The sequence below is a fragment of the Streptoverticillium olivoreticuli subsp. olivoreticuli genome (genome assembly GCF_003391135.1).
Taxonomy (GTDB): Bacteria; Actinomycetota; Actinomycetes; order Streptomycetales; family Streptomycetaceae; genus Streptomyces; species Streptomyces blastmyceticus.
Genome location: NZ_CP031455.1, coordinates 7,153,386 through 7,174,149, shown reverse-complemented (window position 1 = coordinate 7,174,149; position 20,764 = coordinate 7,153,386). Strand labels below are relative to the sequence as shown.

The window sequence follows — 20,764 nt, the reverse complement described above, 5'->3', positions numbered from 1 at the left end:
TCCGCCATCCCCACGTACTTAAGACTTAAGAGTTCCGAAAGCTCACGTGGAGCTGGTCAGTTGAGCCCGAGCTCGTCATCGAGCAGATCGAAGATCTCGTCTGCGGTCGCGGACTGGATTTCGCGGTCCTCGGCGGCGCTGTCCGTTGCACTTTGCGTTTCATTCCACTTCGACAGGAGATCGCGCAGGCGGGCGGCGATTCCGGGGCGTTCGACGTCGTCCGGGCCGATCTTGGAGAGGATCGTCTCGAGCTTGTCGAGTTCTGCGTGTACGGGCGGGAGCGCGGAGTCCGCGCCGTCCACCCCGAGTTCCTCGCGCAGGTATCCGGCGAGTGCGGTGGGCGTCGGGTAGTCGAAGATCAGCGTGACCGGCAGCCGCAGCCCGGCGGCCGCGCCCAGTCGGTTGCGCAGGTCCACGGCGGTGAGCGAGTCGAAGCCCAGGTCGAGGAAGCCCCGTCCGGCGTCGACGCCGTCCGGCCCGGCGTAGCCGAGGACGGCCGCGACGTGCGTCCGTACCAGTTCCATGAGTTCGCGGTCGCGCTCGGCCTCCGACAGCCCGGCCAGCCGCTCGGTGAGCGAGCCGGTGGCGGTGGCTTCGGCGGTGGTGCCGGGCGTCTCCGCGGCGCGCCGCGCGGGGGTGCGGACCAGGCCGCGCAGCAGCGTGGGCAGCATCCCGGCGGCGGCCTGGGCGCGCAGCGCCCTGGTGTCGAGCCCGATCGGGACCAGCACCGGCTCGGCCGACGCGCCGGACAGGTCGAACAGGGCCAGGCCCTCGCCCTGCGACAGCGGCGCGTAGCCGCCGCGCCGCATCCGGGTCACGTCGGACTCGTCCAGGCTGCCCGCCATGCCGCCGGCCGCCTCCCACAGGCCCCAGGCCAGTGAGGTGGCGGGCAGGCCGCGGGCGGCGCGGTGCTGCGCCAGCGCGTCCAGGAAGGTGTTGGCCGCCGCGTAGTTGGCCTGACCCGCGCCACCGAACACGCCGGCGGCGGAGGAGAACAGTACGAACGCGGACAGGTCGAGATCGCGGGTCAGCTCGTGCAGGTTCCACGCGGCGTCCACCTTGGGGCGCAGCACCGCGTCGAGCCGCTCGCCGGTGAGCGAGCCGATCACACCGTCGTCCAGCACACCGGCCGTGTGCACCACACCGGTCAGCGGGTGCTCGGCCGGGATCGCGCCGATGACATCGGCGAGAGCATCCCGGTCGGCCACGTCACACGCCGCCCACGTCACCTCGGCGCCCAGAGCGCCGAGTTCGGCCGCGAGCTCCTCCGCACCCGGAGCGGCTCCACCGCGACGGCTCACCAGCAGCAGGTGCCGCACGCCACGCTCGGCCACCAGGTGGCGGGCGAACAGGGTGCCCAGGGTGCCACTCGCGCCGGTCAGCAGGACCGTGCCGGACGAGTCGAACTCCGGGGCGGAGTCGGTGTCGTGGGCCGGGACACGGGCCAGCCGGAAGGAGTGGGCGGCGCCGGAGCGCAGCGCGAGCTGCGGCTCGTCGGTGGCCAACGCCGCGGGCAGGGCCCGGTGGGAGGCGTCGGTGGCGTCGGTGTCGACCAGGACGAGGCGTCCGGGGTTCTCCGACTGGGCCGAGCGGACCAGGCCCCACACGGCGGCGTGGGCCGGGTCGGTGAGCTCCTCGCCGTCGCGGGCCGCGACCGCGCCGCGGGTGACGAACACCAGGCGCGCGTCGTCGAACCGGGGGTCCGCCACCCAGCCCTGCACCAGCTCCAGGGCGGCACGGGCGGCGGCACGGGCGGCGGCGGGCAGCTGCGGTCCGGTGCCGGCCGCGGCCAGTGGGACGAAGACCACATCCGGGGCGGTGCCGTCGGCGGCCAGTGCCGCCAGGTCGGCGTAGCCGTCCAGGGTCCGGCCGGCGACCGCGAACGGCTCGCCGCCCAGCGCCACCCAGCGCCGGCCGAGGGGGACCTCGCCGGTCTGCTCGGCGGGCAGCGCCAGCGGCGTCCACACGGGCCGGAACAGCGACTCGTGGTGCGCGGTGCGCGAGGCGTCCAGCTGCTCGGCCGAGACCGGGCGCAGTACCAGTTGGTCGATGGACGCCACGGGCGCGCCGGTGGAGTCGGCGAGCTCGAGCGCCACGCCACCGCCGGCCGGCCGCAGCCGGACCCGCAGGCCCGCGGCACCGGCGGCGTGCAGCCGCACCCCGGTCCAGGCGAACGGCAGCCGTGCGCCTTCGCCGGAGCCGTCCAGGCCCAGCGCGTGCAGCGCCGAGTCCAGCAGCGCCGGGTGCATCCCGAACTCGCCCGCCTGGGTCTCGAAGCCCTGCGGCAGCCGGACCTCGGCGTACAGCTCCTCGCCGCTGCGCCAGGCGGCCGTCAGGCCCTGGAACACCGGGCCGTAGCCGAGTCCGGCGGCGGCAGCGCCCGCGTAGAAGTCGGCGGTGTCGACGGCGGTCGCCCCGGCGGGCGGCCACTCGGCCGGGAGGGGCTCGGCGGGGGCCGCAGCGCCGGGGGCCAGGAAGCCGGTCGCGTGCCGGGTCCACAGCTCGTCGGCGTCCGCCTCCTCGCGGCGAGAGTGCAGGCTCAGCGCCCGCCGCCCGGCCTCGTCGGCGGCGGCCAGCTCCAGCCGCAGTTGCACGGCGCCCCGTTCGGGCAGGACCAGCGGCGCCTGGAGGGTCAGCTCCTCGACGCTGTCGCAGCCGGCCTCCTCGCCGGCACGCAGCGCCAGCTCGACGAAGGCCGTGCCCGGCAGCAGCACGGTGTCCATGACGGCGTGGTCGGCCAGCCAGGGGTGGCTGCGCAGCGACAGCCGGCCGGTGAAGACGAAGCCGCCGGTGTCGGGCAGTTCGACCGCCGCACCCAGCAGCGGGTGGTCCGCCGTCCCCAGGCCCGCGGACGCCACGTCCTCGGCGGAGATGCCCACGTCCAGCCAGTAGCGCCGGCGCTGGAAGGCGTAGGTGGGCAGGGTGGTGCGGGACGCGCCGGTGCCGGCGTAGAACGCCGCCCAGTCCATGGCGGCACCCCGCACATGGGCCAGGGCCAGGGCGGTCGCCAGCGTCCGCGCCTCGGGGCGGCCGGTGCGCAGAGCGGGCGCGAAGGCCACGTCGGCGGCGTCGGTCAGGCACTCCTCGGCCATCGCCGAGAGCACGCCGTCCGGGCCGAGTTCGACGAAGGTGGTCACACCGGCCGCGCGCAGGGCGCGGACGCCGTCGTGGAAGCGCACGGCCTCCCGGACGTGGCGGACCCAGAAGTCCGGCAGCCGGATCTCGTCGGCCGCGACCACGGCGCCGGTCAGGTTGGAGACGATCGGGATCTTCGGGGCGTGGAAGGTCAGCCCCTCCGTGAGCTTCCGGAAGTCGGCGAGCATGCCGTCCATGTGCGGCGAGTGGAACGCGTGGCTGACGGTGAGGCGCTTGGTCTTACGACCCTGCGCCTCGAAGGCCGAAGCGATCTCCAGGGCCGCGTCCTCGTCACCAGCGACGACCACCGACTGCGGGCCGTTGACGGCGGCGATGCTCACCCGCTCGGTCAGCAGCGGAAGAACCTCCTCCTCCGACGCCTGCACCGCGATCATCGCGCCACCGGCGGGCAGTTCCTGCATCAGGCGACCACGCGCGGCAACCAGCTTCGCCGCGTCCGCCAGCGACAGCACACCGGCGACGTGGGCAGCGGCCAGCTCACCGATCGAGTGACCGGACAGGAAGTCGGGCCTCAGCCCCCAGCCTTCGACGAGACGGAACAGCGCCACCTCGACCGCGAACAACGCGGGCTGGGTGTACCGGGTCTGGTTCAGCAGCTCGGCGTCATCGCCGAACACCACGTCCTTCAACGGACGCTCAAGGTGCCCGTCCAAGTGCGCGCACACCTCGTCCAGCGCCGCCGCGAACGCCGGGAAGGACTCGTACAGTTCACGGCCCATGCCCAGCCGCTGGCTGCCCTGTCCGGTGAACAGGAACGCCACGTTGCCCTCGGTCGCCACCGCGCGCAGCTCCTGCGCCGGGTCGGCCTCGCCGCGCGCCAGCGCGTCCAGGGCGCGCAGCACCTCGTCGTGGTCGGCGGCGACCAGCGCGGCCCGGTGCTCCAGCGCCGCGCGGGTGGTGGCCAGCGAGTAGCCGAGGTCGGTCAGGCCGGACCACGGGCGGTCGTCGTCCGCGGCCGTCGTCAGCTCGCCGATGTGGGCGCGCAGCCGCTGGGCCTGGGCCCGCAGCCCGTCCTCGCCACGCGCCGACAGCAGCACGGGCACGAAGGGCAGCCCGGTGCCGGCCGCGGGGGTGTGCGGCTCGGCCTCGGTCGCGTCGGTCTCGGGGGCCTGCTCGATGATGGCGTGCGCGTTGGTGCCGCTGATGCCGAAGGAGGAGACGCCGGCCCGGCGCGGGCGCTCGGTGCGCGGCCACTCCCTGGCCTCCGTCAGCAGCTCGACGGCGCCCGCCGTCCAGTCCACGTGCGGCGAGGGCTCGTCGACGTGCAGCGTCTTGGGCAGCAGCTCGTGCCGCATGGCGAGCACCATCTTGATGATGCCGGCGACGCCGGAAGCGGCCTGGGTGTGGCCGAGGTTGGACTTGACCGAGCCGAGCAGCAGCGGACGCTCCGCCGGGCGGTCCTGGCCGTAGGTGGCCAGCAGTGCCTGGGCCTCGATCGGGTCGCCCAGGGTGGTGCCGGTGCCGTGCGCCTCGACGGCGTCCACCTGGTCGCTGGTGAGCCGCGCGTTGGCCAGGGCCTGGCGGATGACCCGCTGCTGCGAGGGGCCGTTGGGTGCGGTCAGGCCGTTGCTCGCACCGTCCTGGTTGACGGCCGAGCCGCGGACGATCGCCAGCACCTCGTGGCCGTTCTTGCGGGCGTCGGAGAGCCGCTCAAGGAGCAGCACACCGGCGCCCTCGCCCCAGCCGGTGCCGTCGGCGGCCGCCGCGAACGACTTGCAGCGACCGTCGGCGGCGAGCCCGCGCTGGCGGCTGAACTCGATGAAGGTGCCAGGGGTGAACATCACGGTGACACCGCCGGCCAGCGCCAGGGAGCACTCGCCGTTGCGCAGCGCCTGCGCCGCGAGGTGCAGGGCGACCAGCGACGAGGAGCAGGCCGTGTCGACCGTGACGGCCGGGCCCTCCAGGCCGAAGGTGTACGCGACGCGGCCGGAGACGACACTGCTGGAGCTGCCGGTGCCGAGGTAGCCCTCGACCTCCTCCGGCGCGGCGTGCAGCCGCGAGCCGTAGTCGTGGTACATCACGCCGGCGAAGACGCCGGTCTGGCTGCCGCGCACCGACAGCGGGTCGATGCCGGCGCGCTCGAACGCCTCCCAGGACGTCTCCAACAGCAACCGCTGCTGCGGGTCCATGGCCAGGGCCTCGCGCGGCGAGATCCCGAAGAACGCCGGGTCGAACTCGGCGGCGTCGTGCAGGAATCCGCCCTCGCGGGCGTAGGAGGTGCCCTGGGTCTCCGGGTTCGGGTCGTAGAGGGCGTCCAGGTCCCAGCCGCGGTTGTCGGGGAAGAGCGAGATTCCGTCGTTGCCGACGGAGATCATCTGCCACAGGTCCTCGGGGGTGCGCACCCCGCCCGGGTAGCGGCAGCTCATGGCGACGATGGCGATCGGCTCGTCGTCGCCGACGGCCGCCGCGACCGGCGCCGGGGCGAGCGCCGCGGTGCCGGTGCCGGCCAGCTCGGTCCGCAGGTGGCGGGCGAGGACGGTCGGGTCCGGATAATCGAAGATCAACGTGGCCGGCAGCCGCAGCCCCGTCACCGCGTTCAACTGATTACGCAATTCGACGGCGGTCAGCGAATCGAAACCGAGCTCCTTGAACGCCCGACCCGAACCGACAGTCTCCGCCCCGGCATAACCGAGAACGGTCGCCACCTGACCACGGACCAGATCCAGCAGCATCCGCTCCTGCTCGACCGGGCTCAGCCCGGCGAGCCGCTGCACAAGACCCGACTCACCCGCACCCGCCGCGCCGGCATCGACCGCGCGCCGCACCGGCACCCGGACCAGCCCGCGCAGCAGCGGCGAGATGGCACCCGAGACGGCCACGGCGCGCAGCGCCGTCACGTCCACGCGCATCGGCACCAACGCCGCTCCGCGCACCCGCAGGGCGGTGTCCAGCAGGGCCAGGCCCTCGGCCACCGGCAGCGGCGGCAGGCCGGCGCGCCGCATCCGGGTGATGTCGGCCTCGTCCAGAGTGCCGCCCATGCCGCCACCGGCCCACAGACCCCAGGCAAGGGCGGTCGCGGGCAGATCCTGCGCCCTGCGGTGCTCGGCGAGAGCGTCCAGGAAGGCATTGGCAGCGGCGTAGTTGCCCTGGCCCGGGCCGCCGAAGACGCCGGAGGACGACGAGAAGAGGACGAACGCCGCCAGGTCCAGCTCGCGGGTCAGCTCGTGCAGGTTCCAGGCCGCGTCAACCTTCGGGCGCATGACGTGGTCGACGCGCTCGGGGGTCAGCGAGCTGATCACACCGTCGTCGAGCACACCGGCGGTGTGCACCACGGCGGTCAGCGGGTGCGCGGCCGGGACGTCCGCCAGGACGGCGGCCAGCGCCTCCCGGTCGGCCACGTCGCACGCCGCCCAGGTGACGGAGGCACCGGACCCGGCCAGTTCGGCCGCCAGGTCCTCGGCGCCGGGGGCCTCGCCGCCGCGGCGGCTGACCAGCAGCAGGTGCCGTACGCCGTGCTCGCCCACCAGGTGCCGGGCCACCAGCCCGCCCAGCGAGCCGCTGGCGCCGGTGACCAGCACCGTGCCGTCGGCGGCCGGACGGAAGTCCCGCTCGATGTCGGCGTCCACGGCCACCCGCATCAGCCGGGGCGTGTACGCCACGCCCGCGCGGAGCGCGAGCTGCGACTCGCCCGCCGCCAGGGCGCCGGGGAGCGTACGGCGGGACTCTTCCCGCCCGTCGAGGTCGACCAGCAGCAGCCGGTCCGGGTTCTCCGACTGCGCCGAGCGCAGCAGGCCCCAGACGGCGGCCCGTGCCACGTCGGGCACCGGCTCGCCGGGTACCGCGGCCACCGCGCCGGAAGTCAGCACGACCAGCCGGGAGTCGGCGAACCGCTGGTCCGCCAGCCACTCCTGCGCCAGGACCAGTGCCTCGGCGGCGGCGTGGTGCGCGGCGGCCGCCGCGTCCGTGCCCCCGGCCGTACCGGGCGAGGCGAGGACGAACTCCGGCGCCCGGACGCCCGCGTCGACCGCCGCGGCGAGCGCGGCCAGGTCGGCGTAGGAGGAGACGTCGGCGCCGACGAGACCGGCGGCACCCAGAGCGGCCCAACGGCCCGCGACGGTCGCCTCGGTGGCGGCGACCTGCGTCCACTCCATGTGGAACAGCGACTCGTGGAAGGTGGTGTGCGCGGTCCGCAGCTGCTCGGCCGAGACCGGGCGCAGGCCGAGCGACTCGACGGCGGCGACCGGGGCACCGGTCGTGTCGGCGAGCTCCAGCCGCACGCTCTCGGCACCCACGGGCGCCAGGTGGACGCGCAGCGCCGAAGCCCCGCTCGCGTACAGCGACACCCCGCTCCAGGCGAACGGCAGTCGACCGGTGTCGTCGCTGACGCCCAGGCCGCCGATGCCGATGGCGTGCAGCGCGGAGTCGAGCAGCGCCGGGTGCAGCCCGAAGCGGCCCGCCTCCTCCTGGGTCTCCTCGGGCAGCCGCACCTCGGCGAAGATCTCGCCGTCGCGCCGCCACGCCTGGCGCAGGCCCTGGAAGTCGGGGCCGTAGGCGAAGCCGATGTCGAGCAGCCCCGCGTAGCGGTCGCCGAGCTCCACCTCGACCGCGTCCGCCGGCGGCCACACGCTCAGCTCGAAGGCCGGTCGCGGCTGATCGTCGGCGGCCGCGAGCACACCGCTGGCGTGCCGGGTCCACGGCTCCTCGGCCGGGAGGTCCTCCAGGCGGGAGTGCAGCGACAGCGGGCGGCGGCCCGACTCGTCGGCCGCGCCGACCCACAGCCGCAGCTGGACCCCGCCCTGCCCGGGCAGGACCAGCGGCGCCTCCAGCGTCAGCTCCTCCAGGTGCGGGCAGCCGACCTGGTCACCGGCCCGTATCGCCAGCTCCACGAAGGCCGTTCCCGGCAGCAGGACCGTGTCCATGATGGTGTGACCGGCCAGCCACGGGTGCGTCGAGAGCGCCAGGCGGCTGGTGAACAGCACACCGTCCGCGTCGGGAAGTTCGGCGCTGGCACCCAGCAGCGGGTGCCCGGCCTCGCCCAGGCCCAGGGCCGTGACGTCGCCGAGGTAGAGCGAGGAGACCTTCGGCCAGTAGCGCTCGCGCTGGAAGGCGTACGTCGGCAGGTCGACCCGCGCGGCACCGGTACCGGCGAAGTACGCCGCCCAGTCCACCGCGAGACCACGGGCGTACGCCCGGGCCACGGCCGCCACCAACGACCCGGCCTCGCCACGGTCCTTGCGCAGCGCGGAGACGAACGCGACGTTCTCGCCCTGGACACACTCCTGCCCCATGGCGGTGAGCACACCGTCAGGGCCGAGCTCCACGAAGGTGGTGACGTTCTGTGCCTCCAAGGCACGGACGCCATCGAGGAAGCGGACCGCCTCGCGGACGTGACGGACCCAGAACTCCGGGCTGGTGATCTCCTCGGCGGAGACCAGCGCACCGGTGAGGTTGGAGACGATCGGGATGCGCGGAGCCTCGTACGACAGGCCCTCGGCCACCGCACGGAAGTCGTCCAGCATGCCGTCCATACGCGGCGAGTGGAACGCGTGCGAGACCGTGAGGCGCTTGGTCTTACGACCCTGCGCCTCAAAGCTTGCAGCGATCGCGAGCGCCGCTTCCTCGTCACCCGCGATCACAACCGACTGCGGGCCATTGAGGGCGGCAATGCTGACGCCCTCCGTCAGCAGCGGAAGAACCTCGTCCTCCGACGCCTGCACCGCGATCATCGCGCCACCGGCGGGCAGTTCCTGCATCAGACGACCACGCGCGGCCACCAGCTTCGCCGCGTCCGCCAACGACAGCACACCCGCCACATGCGCGGCAGCCAGCTCACCGATCGAATGACCGGAGAGGAAGTCCGCCTTCACACCCCACGCCTCGACCAGACGGAACAACGCCACCTCAACCGCGAACAACGCGGGCTGAGTGAAACCTGTCCGATCCAGCGCCGCGGCGTCCTCACCGAACACCACGTCCTTCAACGGACGCTCAAGATGCCCGTCCAGATGCGCGCACACCTCGTCCAGCACGTCCGCGAACACCGGGAAAGAGTCGTACAGTTCACGACCCATACCCAGCCGCTGACTGCCCTGACCCGTGAACAGGAACGCCGTCTTGCCACCGTCCGCGGAGCCCGTCACCAGGCCCGCGGCCGACTCGCCGTGTGCCAGGGCCTCCAGGCCCGCCAGCAGGGCGTCCCGGTCGGCGACGACCAGCGCGGCGCGCTCCTCGAACGCCACGCGCTGCGTGGCCAGGGAGTAGCCGACGTCCGCCAGTGCGGCGTCCGGTGCCTCGGTCAGGTGCGTCCGCAGTCGCTCGGCCTGTGCCCGCAGGCCCTCATCGGTGCGGGCGGACAGGAGCACGGGCAGCACGGTCGGCGCGTGGCCCGGCGCCACGGTCTGGTCCTCGGTGACCGGGGCCTGCTCGATGATCGTGTGGGCGTTGGTGCCGCTGATGCCGAAGGAGGAGACCGCGGCCCTGCGCGGGCGGCCGGTCTCGGGCCACTCGGTGGCCTCGGTGAGCAGCGCGATCTCGCCCGCCGACCAGTCGACGTGCGGGGAGGGCGCGTCGACGTGCAGGGTCTGCGGCAGCGTTCCGTGCTGAAGCGCCAGCACCATCTTGATGATGCCCGCGACGCCCGCCGCGGCCTGCGTGTGGCCGAAGTTGGACTTGATGGAGCCCAGGTACAGCGGCTGCTCAGGGGCGTGCTCCTGGCCGTAGGTGGCCAGCAGCGCCTGCGCCTCGATCGGGTCACCCAGCGTCGTGCCCGTGCCGTGCGCCTCGACCGCGTCGACCTCGGCAGCCGACAGACCGGCGTTGGCCAGAGCCTGCCGGATCACACGCTGCTGGGACGGGCCGTTGGGAGCCGTCAGACCATTGCTCGCACCGTCCTGGTTGATCGCGCTGCCGCGCACGATGGCGAGGACCGGGTGACCGTTGCGCTGGGCGTCGGAGAGCCGCTCGACGAGCAGCATGCCGACGCCCTCGCCCCAGCCCGTACCGTCCGCACCGGCCGCGAACGCCTTGATCCGGCCGTCCGAGGCCAGCCCGCGCTGCCGGCTGAAGTCGATGAAGTTCCCGGGGGTGGACATCACGGTGATGCCGCCGGCCAGGGCGAGTTCGCATTCACCGGCGCGCAGCGCCTGGATCGCCCAGTGCAGCGCCACCAGCGACGAGGAGCATGCCGTGTCGACGGTGACCGCCGGACCCTCCAGGCCCAGGGCGTAGGAGACCCGGCCGGACATCACACTGGCCGCGTTGCCCGTACCCATGAAGCCCTCGGAGCCGCCGGGGGCGGCGAGGATGACGGGCAGGTAGTCCTGGCCGTTGGTGCCCGCGAAGACGCCGACCTGTCGGCCGCGCAGCGTCCCGGGGGCGATGCCCGCCCGCTCGAACGCCTCCCAGGACGTCTCCAGCAGCAACCGCTGCTGCGGGTCCATGGCCAGCGCCTCGCGCGGCGAGATCCCGAAGAACGCCGGGTCGAAGTCGGCGGCGTCGTGCAGGAAGCCGCCCTCGCGGACGTACGTGGTGTTCTCGGCGCCGGACTCCGGGTCGTAGAGCGCGTCGAGGTCCCAGCCGCGGTCGGCGGGGAAGCCGGTGACCGCGTCCTGGCCCGATATGAGCAGCTTCCACAGCTCTTCGGGGGTGGTCACGCCGCCGGGGAAGCGGCAGCTCATCGCGACGATCGCGATCGGGTCGTCGTCAACTGCCGCCGTGGCGACGGCGGGGGCGGCGGCGACCGGGCGGGAGCCGACGAGCTCATCCTGGAGGAACTCCGCCAGGATGACCGGGGTCGGGTAGTCGAAGATGATCGTGGCGGGGAGCCGCAGCCCGGTGAGCGAGCCCAGCAGGTTGCGGATCTCGACCGCGGTCAGCGAGTCGAAGCCGAGGTCGCGGAAGGCCCGGGTGGGCTCGACGGACTCCGGTCCCGAGTGGCCGAGGACGACCGCCACCTGGGTGCGGACGAAGTCCAGGGCGAGCGCCTCGCGCTCCTCCTCGGTCGCGGCGGCGGCCAGCCGCTGCGCGAAGGAGGCGTCGTCGGAGCCGTTCCCGTCGGCCGTCCGTGCCGCTTCCAGGGCCTGCCGTGCCTCGGGGAGGTCGGCGACCAGCGGGTTGGGGCGGATGGCGGTGAGGCCGGGCGCGAACCGGTCCCAGTCGATGTCCACGACCAGGGAGAAGGTCTCGTCCAGGTCGAGGGCGGTGCGCAGCGCGGCGGTGGCGAACTCGGGGGCGAGTGCGGGCAGCCCGGACAGCCGGAGCCGCTCGGCGACCAGCTCGTCGGTGGCCATGCCGCCCTCGGCCCAGGCGCCCCAGGCCAGCGAGACGGCGTGCAGCCCCTCGGCGCGGCGCTGTTCGGCCAGCGCGTCCAGACAGGCGTTGGCGGCGGTGTAGTTGGCCTGGCCCGCGGCGCCGAAGGTGGCGGCCATGGACGAGAACAGCACGAAGGCGGTCAGGTCCAGCTCGCGGGTGAGCTCGTGCAGGTGGAGCGCGGCGGTGGCCTTGGGGCGCAGCACCGCGGCCAGGCGGGCCGGGGTCTGGGCGTCCAGGACTCCGTCGTCGATGATGCCGGCGGCGTGCACGACGGTGGTCAGCGGGTACTGCTCGGGGATCGAGGCCAGCAGTCCGGCCAGCGCGTCCCGGTCGGCGACGTCGCAGGCGGCGATGGTGACCTCGGCGCCCAGCGCGGCGAGTTCCTCGCGCAGCTCGGCAGCGCCCGGCGCGTCCGCGCCACGGCGACTGGTCAGCAACAGGTGCTCCGCGCCCTGGCCCACGAGCCAGCGGGCGACGTGCGCGCCCAGCGCGCCGGTGCCGCCGGTGACCAGTGCGGTGCCGCGGACGGGCCGGGCCTCGTCGGTGGTCCCGGTGTGCGGGGCGCGGGTGAGGCGGCGCACGAAGACGCCCTGCGGGCGGATGGCGAGGTGGTCCTCGTCGCCGAGGCCGGAGAGCGCCTCGGCGAACCGGCCGAGGGTCCGCTCGTCGGCGGCCTCGGGCAGGTCGATCAGGCCGCCCCAGCGCTCGGGGTGTTCGTGGCCGACGGTGCGGCCCAGGCCCCACAGCTGTGCCTGGGCGGCGCTGGTGAGCCGGTCGGAGCGGCCGGTGGAGACCGCGCCCCGGGTGACGGCCCACAGCGGGGCGTCGATCTCCGCGTCGCCCAGCGCCTGGACGAGGGCGACGGTGCCCGCGAGGCCCGCGCCGAGCTCGGGGTGGTCGGCGTGCGGCCGCTCGTCGAGGCCGAGGAGGGAGAGCACGCCGGCGGGCGTGGTGCCCTCGGGCAGGGCGGCGCGCAGCCGCTCGGCGAGGTCGGTGCGGTCGGCGGAGGTGGCGTCCACGGCGAGCTGTGCGACGCGTACGCCGCGCTCGGTGAGCATGCGGACGGACTCGGCCGGCCACAGGGAGTCGGCCGCGCCGGCCGGGGTGACGACGAGCCAGGTGCCGGTCAGCAGCGAGGGCTGGGCCCCGGTCAGCGGCTTCCAGGTGGTGCGGTAGCGCCAGCCGTCGACGGTGGAGCGGTCGTGGTGGCGCCGGCGCCAGGCGGACAGCGCGGGGAGCACGGCGCTCAGCGGCTGGTCGCCGTCGATGCCGAGGGTGTCGACGAGGGCCGCGAGGTCCTCGCTGTGCACGACCTCCCAGAAGCGGGCGTCGGTGGCGCTGAGCGCGCCGGTCCCGCCGTCGGCCGCGTCGCCCATGTCGGCGAAGGGGTCGGACGGCCAGAAGCGCTGGCGCTGGAAGGCGTACGTGGGCAGGTCGACGCGGTCGGCGCCGGTGCCGGCGTAGAAGGTGGACCAGTCCACGGCCACGCCGCGCACGTGCGCCTGCGCGAGGGCCTGGGCGAGGGTGCGGGCCTCGGGGCGGTCGTCGCGCAGGGCGGGGACGAACGCCATGGCGTTCGCCCTGGTGGTGGCCGGGCAGTCCTGGCCCATGGCGGAGAGCACGCCACCGGGGCCGAGTTCGACGAAGGTGGTGACGCCGCGCGTCTCCAGGGCGCGGATCCCGTCGAGGAAGCGCACGGCCTCGCGGACATGGCGCACCCAGAAGTCGGCGGTGGTGATCTCCTCGGCGGAGACCAGGTCACCGGTGAGGTTGGAGACGATCGGGATCTGCGGGGCCTGGTAGGTCAGGCGCTCGGCGACCGCGCGGAAGTCGTCCAGCATCGCGTCCATGTGCGGCGAGTGGAAGGCGTGGCTGACGGTGAGGCGCTTGGTCTTGCGGCCCTGCTCCTCGAAGGCGGCGGCGAGCTGCAGGGCCGCGTCCTCGTCACCAGCGACGACCACCGACATCGGGCCGTTGACGGCGGCGATGCTCACCCGCTCGGTCAGCAGCGGAAGAACCTCGTCCTCCGACGCCTGGACGGCGACCATCGCGCCGCCGGACGGGAGCTGCTGCATGAGCTGGCTGCGGGCGGCCACCAGGGCGGCGGCGTGCGTCAGCGACAGCACTCCGGCGACGTGGGCGGCGGCGAGCTCGCCGATGGAGTGGCCGGCGAGGAAGTCGGGCCTGAGGCCCCAGGACTCGACGAGGCGGAACAGCGCGACCTCGACCGCGAACAGCGCGGGCTGGGTGTAGCCGGTGCGGTTCAGCAGCTCCTTGTCGTCGCCGAACAGCACGTCCTTCAGCGGCTGTTCCAGGAAACGGTCGAGCTGGGCGCAGACGTCGTCCAGTGCCTTGGCGAAGACCGGGTGGGTCTCGTACAGCTCACGGCCCATGCCGAGCCGCTGGCTGCCCTGGCCGGTGAAGAGGAAGGCGAGCTTGCCCTCGGCGGCCAGGCCCTCGGTGAGGGCGGGGTGGTTCTGTCCCTCGGCCAGCGCGGCCAGGCCCGCGAGCAGTTCGTCGTGGTCGGCCGCGACGACGGCGGCGCGCCGGTCGAGAGCGGGGCGGGTGACGGCCTGCGAGTAGCCGATGTCGGCCAGGTCGGCGGTGGACCGACCGGAGGTCAGGTGGGCGTGCAGCTGGGCGGCCTGGGCGCGCAGCGCGCCCTGGTCCTTGCCGGACAGCACGACGGGGGTGAGCGGCGGCCGGACCGGGGCGGGGGCGGCGGTGTCCGCCGGCTCCTCGACCGCCGGGGCCTGCTCGATGATGGTGTGCGCGTTGGTGCCGGACATGCCGAACGAGGAGACGCCGGCGCGGCGCGGCCGGCCGGTCTCGGGCCACTCGCGGGTCTCGGTCAGCAGCTCGATGTCGCCGGACGACCAGTCCACGTGCGGGGTGGGCTCGGTCAGGTGCAGCGTCTTGGGCAGCACGCCGTGCTTGAGCGCCATGACCGTCTTGATGATGCCGCCGACACCGGCGCCCGCCTGGGCGTGGCCGATGTTGGACTTGACCGAGCCGAGCAGCAGCGGCCGGCCCTCGGGCCGGGACTGGCCGTAGGTGGCCAGCAGGGCGTCGGCCTCGATCGGGTCGCCGAGCGCGGTGCCGGTGCCGTGCGCCTCGACGGCGTCGACCTCGTCCGGGGTGAGCCGGGCGTTGGCCAGCGCCTGGAGGATGACGCGCTGCTGGGAGGGGCCGTTGGGCGAGGTGAGGCCGTTGCTGGCGCCGTCCTGGTTGACGGCGGTGCCGCGGACCACCGCGAGGACCGGGTGGCCCTTGCGCTGCGCGTCGGAGAGCCGCTCGACCAGCAGCACGCCGACGCCCTCGCCGAGGCAGAAGCCGTCGGCCTCGGGGGCGAAGGGCTTGGAGCGGCCGTCCAGGGCCAGCCCGCGCATCTTGCTGTAGTCGACGAAGACGCCGGGGGCGCACATCAGGGTCGCGCCGCCGGCCAGCGCCATCGTGCACTCGTTGTTGCGCAGCGCCTGCACCGCCAGGTGCAGCGCCACCAGCGAGGAGGAGCAGGCGGTGTCGACGGTGGCGGCGGGGCCCTCGAGACCGAAGGTGTACGAGAGCCGGCCGGAGGCGACGCTCGCGGCGTTGCCGGTGCCGAAGTAGCCCTCGAAGTTCTCCGTGGAGCTGAGGATCGCGGCGAGGTAGTCGTGGTTGCTGGTGCCGACGAAGACACCGATCTGCTGACCGCGCACCGATGTCGGGTCGATGCCGGCCCGCTCGAACGCCTCCCAGGACGTCTCCAGCAGCATGCGCTGCTGGGGGTCCATGCCGAGCGCCTCGCGGGGGCTGATGCCGAAGACGGAGGGGTCGAAGTCGGCGATGCCGTCGACGAATCCGCCCTCGTGCACATAGCTGGTGCCGGGGTGGTCCGGGTCCGGGTGGTACATCGTCTCGACGTTCCACCCGCGGTCCACGGGGAAGTCGCTTACCGCGTCCACGCCTTCGCTGACGACCCGCCACAGATCCTCGGCGGAGCGCACGCCTCCCGGGTAACGGCAGCCGATCCCCACGATGGCTATGGGATCGTGGTTCTTGGCCTCCGCCGCATGCAGGCGAAGACGAGTCTGATGCAGATCCGCCGTTACCAGCTTGAGGTAGTCCCGCAGCGTCTCTTCATTCGCCATTTAACGCAACCCATTTACGGCAGACGGCATCGGAATTAAGCAATTGGTCCACTTCTCGGCGAGAGGCTATGGCCGGGCTAACCCTCCCTACAACCCCTAACTGCCCCCTATCACCCCCTGGGTGACAGCGGGGCGATAGGGGGCAGCGGGAATGCCGAGCCTTATACGAGAGTGCGGAAAATCCTGTCCGACTTCGAAAGGCGCGTCAATAGCGAAATGTTCATCAGGCCCTTCCGAGCCCCTTGTTGATGAACGCGAAGAGCTCTTCGTCACTGGCCGTCCGGAGCTCCTCGACGACCTCTCCGGCCCCGGGGGCCGGGGCGGCCGCGGCGGGGGCCTGGGCGGCGGAACCGGCGTCCGGGCCCTCGTTCCACTTCCCGAGCAGCGACTGGAGCCGCATGGTGATCCGGGCCCGGGTGATGTTGTCCGGGGCGCTGCCGGCGATCGCCGCTTCCAGCCGGTCGAGCTCCTCCAGCACCGACGCCCCGCCGGCCGCCTCGTCCGGCACCACCTCGGCGCGCAGGTAGGCGGCCACCGCGGCGGGCGTCGGGTGGTCGAAGATCAGGGCCGCCGGCAGCTTGAGCCCGCTGGCGGCACCCAGCCGGTTGCGCAGCTCGACCGCGGTGAGCGAGTCGAAGCCCAGCTCCTTGAAGGCCCGGCCGGCCTCGATCGCCGAGGCGTCGGCGTGCCCGAGCACCACCGCCACCGCGCCGCGGACCAGGTCCAGCAGCACCCGCTCCCGCTCGGTCTCCGGCAGCCCGGCGAGCTGCTGGGCCAGCGCGGGACCGGCGGCGCCGGCCTCGGCGGCCTCGGCCCGCATCTCCTCGACGGCCTGGCGCGCCTCCGGCAGGTCGTGCAGCAGCGGCCGCGGCCGGTCGGCGGTGAAGGCCAGGGTGAACCGCCGCCAGTCCATGTCGATGACGGTCAGCGCCGTCTCGTCCCGGTCCAGCGCGTGCCGCAGCGCGGTGACGGCAGGCTCCGGCGCCATCTCGTTGATGCCGTGACGGCGCATCCGGTCACCGACCGCGCCGTCGACGGTGGCACCGTCGCCCCACGGACCCCAGGAGAGCGTGGTGGCGGGCAGCCCCTCGGCGCGCCGCCGCTCGGCGAATGCCTGCAGATAGGCGTTGCCCGGGGCCTGGTTGCCCTGCCCCGGCGCCCCGAAGACCGCGGAGAAGTGGGAGAAGAGCACGAACGCGGAGAGCTCCAGATCGCGGGTGAGCTCGTGCAGATGGCGCGTGGCGTCGACCTTCAGCCGCAGCACCCGGTCCACCTGATCCAGCGTCAGTGCCTCGATCACCCCGTCCTCGACCACCGCGGCGGTGTGCACCACGGCGGTCAGCGGCCGCTCGGCCGGGACCTCCGCGAGCAGCGCGGCCAGCGCGTCCCGGTCGGCGACGTCGCAGGCGGCGATGGTGACCTCGGCGCCCAGCGCGGCGAGCTCCTCGCGCAGCTCGGCCGCACCCGGCGCTTCCATGCCACGGCGACTGGCGAGCAGCAGGTGCTCGGCGCCGTTGCGGGCCAGCCAGCGGGCCACCTGCGCGCCCAGGGTGCCGGTGCCGCCGGTGACCAGCGTGGTGCCGGTCGGCCGCCAGTCCCGTACGGCCGGGGTGTCGGCCAGCCCGGCCCGCACCAGGCGCGGCCCGAGGACACCGGTGGCGCGGATCGCCACCTGGCCCTCGTCGCCGTCGCCCGCGAGCACTCCGGCCAGCCGGCCCAGCGCCCGCTCGTCCAGGGTCCCGGGCAGGTCGACCAGACCGCCCCAGCGCTCCAGGTGCTCCAGGGCGGCCACCCGGCCGAGGCCCCAGACCAGCGCCTGCTCCGGCGATTCCAGCCGGTCCGAGCGGCCGGTGGAGACGGCGCCGCGGGTGGCGCACCACAGCGGGGCGGCGATCCCCGCGTCGCCCAACGCCTGGACCAGCGCCAGCTGCGCGGCGACGCCGGCGGGGAGGGCGGAGTGCCCCGGGTACGGGCGCTCGTCCAGCGCCAGCAGCGACAGCACGCCGTCGCAGGCCGCGTCGTCCCCGGTGAGCTCGGCGCGCACCAGGGCGGCCACCGCCTCCCGGTCCGTCGCCGTGGCGTCCACCGTGAGCCGCCGTACGTCGGCGCCCCGCTCGCCCAGGGCGGCGGCGACGGCCGCCGCGCGCTCGTCCTCGGTCCCCGGCGCGACCAGCAGCCAACTGCCGGACAGCCGCGCGGTGGTGCCCTCGGGCAGCGGCTTCCAGGTCACGCGGTAGCGCCAGCCGTCCACCGCGGACTGCTCGCGGGCCTGCTTGCGCCAGGCGGAGAGCGCCGGGAGTACGGCGCTGAACGGCTGGGAGCCGTCGACCGCGAGCTCGGCGGCCAGCGTCTGCCAGTCCTCGCGCTCCACGGTCTCCCAGAAACGAGCGTCCACCGGATCGGCCTGCGCCGCCCCGGCCGCCCGCGCGGGCGCCGCCTCCGGCCAGAACCGCTCGGTCCGGAAGGCGTAGGTGGGGAGTTCGACGCGTGCGGCGCCGGTTCCCTCGTAGACCGCGTCCCAGTCGACATTCACACCGCGGGTCCACGCATCGCCCAGCGAGGTGAAGAAGCGGTCCAGACCGCCCTCGTCACGGCGCAGCGAGCCGATGACAGCGGCCTCACGGCCCGCGTCCTCGGCGGTCTCCTGCACACCCATCGTCAGCACCGGGTGCGCGCTCGACTCGACGAAGGCTCCGAAGCCCTCGTCGAGCAGACGGCGGACAGCGCCTTCGAGTTCGACGGTCTGGCGGAGGTTGGTGAACCAGTACTCCGCATCCAGCTCCGGGCCCTTGACCCACTCACCGGTCACCGTCGACAGGAACGGCACCTCGGCCGCCTTCGGCCGCACCGGGGCCAGGAGTTCGCCCAGCTCCTCGCGGAGCAGCTCGACCTGGGCGGAGTGCGAGGCGTAGTCCACCGGGACCTTACGCGCCCGCACCTCATCCGCCTCACACGAAGCAATCAGCTCATCAAGCGCCTCGGGCTCACCGGAAACCACCACCGACGACGGACCGTTGACCGCTGCCACCGAAATGCGGGACTCGCCCCACGCGGCGATCCGCTCACGCACCTCACTGACGGGCAGCGCCACGGACACCATGCCGCCCTTGCCCGCCAGCACCCGGCCAATCGCCTGACTCCGCAATGCGACGACGCGCGCCGCGTCCTCCAGCGACAGGATTCCGGCCACACACGCGGCCGCGATCTCACCCTGCGAGTGACCGACCACCGCGTCCGCACGCACACCGAACGAGCGCCACAGCTCCGCCAGCGACACCATCACGGAGAACAACACCGGCTGGACGACATCCACCCGCTCCAGCGAAGGCGCACCCTCCACACCACGCAGGACATCCACCAACGACCAGTCGCAGAACTCCGCCAGCGCCGCCGCGCACTCCTCGATCCGAGCCGCGAACACCGGGGAGGCGTCCAGCAGTCCGACCGCCATGCCCACCCACTGCGAGCCCTGCCCCGGGAAGACGAAAGCGACCTGCCCACCGACAGCCGAACCCTGCACCACACCCGGCGCCATGCCGCCTTCCGCGAGAGTCGCGAGGCCGGCCAGCAGCTCGTCGCGGTCCTCGCCGACGATCGCCGCACGGCGCTCCAGGGCGGAGCGGGTGACGGCGAGCGAGTAGCCCACGTCCACCGGGCGGGCGCCGGTGTCGGCCCCCAGCCGGTCCAGCAGCTTGGCGGCCTGCGCGCGCAGCGCCGCCTCGCCCTTGGCGGAGAGCACCCACGGCAGCACGCCCGGCTGCCGCGTCGGCTCCTCGGCCGCGGCCGGCTCCTCCGCCGGGGCCTGCTCGACGATGACGTGCGCGTTGGTGCCGCTGAAGCCGAAGGCGGAGATGCCCGCGCGGCGCGGACGTCCGGTCTCCGGCCAGGCCGTGGCCTCCCGCGCGAGCGCCACCGAACCGGCCGCCCAGTCGATGTGCGGGGAGGGCTCGGCGATGTGCAGCGACTCGGGCACCACGCCCTGCCGCATGGCGAGGACCATCTTCATGACGCCCGCGATGCCCGCGGCGCCCTGGGTGTGGCCGATGTTGGACTTGATGGAGCCCAGCAGCAGCGGCTGGTCGGCCGGGCGGTCCTGGCCGTACGTCGCGAGCAGCGCCTGCGCCTCGATCGGGTCGCCGAGGGCGGTGCCGGTGCCGTGCGCCTCGACGACGTCCACATCGGCGGTGGACAGCCGGGCGTTGGCCAGGGCTCGTCGGATGACGCGCTGCTGGGACGGGCCGTTGGGCGCGGTCAGGCCGTTGCTCGCGCCGTCCTGGTTGATGGCGGTGCCGCGGACCACGGCGAGCACCTTGTGGCCGTTCTTGCGGGCGTCGGAGAGCCGCTCCAGGAGGAGCACGCCCACGCCCTCGGCCGGGCCGAAGCCGTCGGCGTCCGCCGAGAACGCCTTGCAGCGGCCGTCCTGGGACAGACCGCGCTGCCGGCTGAACTCGATGAACAGGCCGGGCGTGGACATCACGTGGACGCCGCCGGCCAGCGCCAGCGAGCACTCCCCCAGCCGCAGCGCCTGCACCGCGAGGTGCATCGCCACCAGGGACGCCGAGCAGGCCGTGTCGACGGTGACCGCCGGGCCCTCCAGGCCGAACACGTAACTGACCCGGCCGGAGAGCACACTGGCGGAGTTGCCGGTGCCCAGGTGCCCGCCGAAGTCCTCCTCGGCGTCCAGCGCGACCGACAGGTAGTCGGAGGCGTTGATGCCGGCGAAGACGCCGGTCTGGCTGCCGCGCAGGGCGGCCGGGTCGATCCCGGCGCGCTCGAACGCCTCCCACGAGGTCTCCAGCAGCAGCCGCTGCTGCGGGTCCATGGCCAGCGCCTCGCGCGGCGAGATCCCGAAGAACCCCGAGTCGAACCGGGTGGCGTCGGCGAGGAACCCGCCCTCGCGGGTGTAGGTGGTGTCCGGGGTGTCCGGGTCCGCGTCGAACAGGTTCTGCAGGTCCCAGCCGCGGTCGGCGGGGAATTCCGTCGCCGCGTCGCCGCCGGCGGCCAGCAGCCGCCACAGCTCCTCGGGGGTGCGGATGTCGCCGGGGAACCGGCAGCTCATTGCGACGATGGCGATCGGCTCGCGGGCCTGGTCCTCGATTCCCTGAAGGCGCCGGTACGCCTCGTCGAGGTCTGTGGTGACCTTCTTCAGATATTCGCGGAGCTTTGCTTCATTCGCCATGTGGCGCTTCCTATTCGAATGCGGTGGATCGTCGGGGTGGTCTGTGGGG

The 20,764-nt window shown here is 73.9% G+C and carries 2 protein-coding genes; both read right to left on the bottom strand.

Annotation, left to right across the window (positions count from 1 at the left end):
* Positions 1–56: 56 nt before the first annotated feature.
* Positions 57–15,500, bottom strand: a complete 15,444-nt coding sequence (locus tag DXZ73_RS31415; RefSeq protein ID WP_425315930.1) for a type I polyketide synthase — start codon at positions 15,498–15,500, stop codon at positions 57–59.
* A 259-nt stretch (positions 15,501–15,759) separates the two neighbouring features.
* Entirely contained in the window at positions 15,760–20,685 is a 4,926-nt protein-coding gene (locus DXZ73_RS31410) for a type I polyketide synthase (protein WP_425315929.1), read from the bottom strand.
* Positions 20,686–20,764 lie beyond the last annotated feature (79 nt).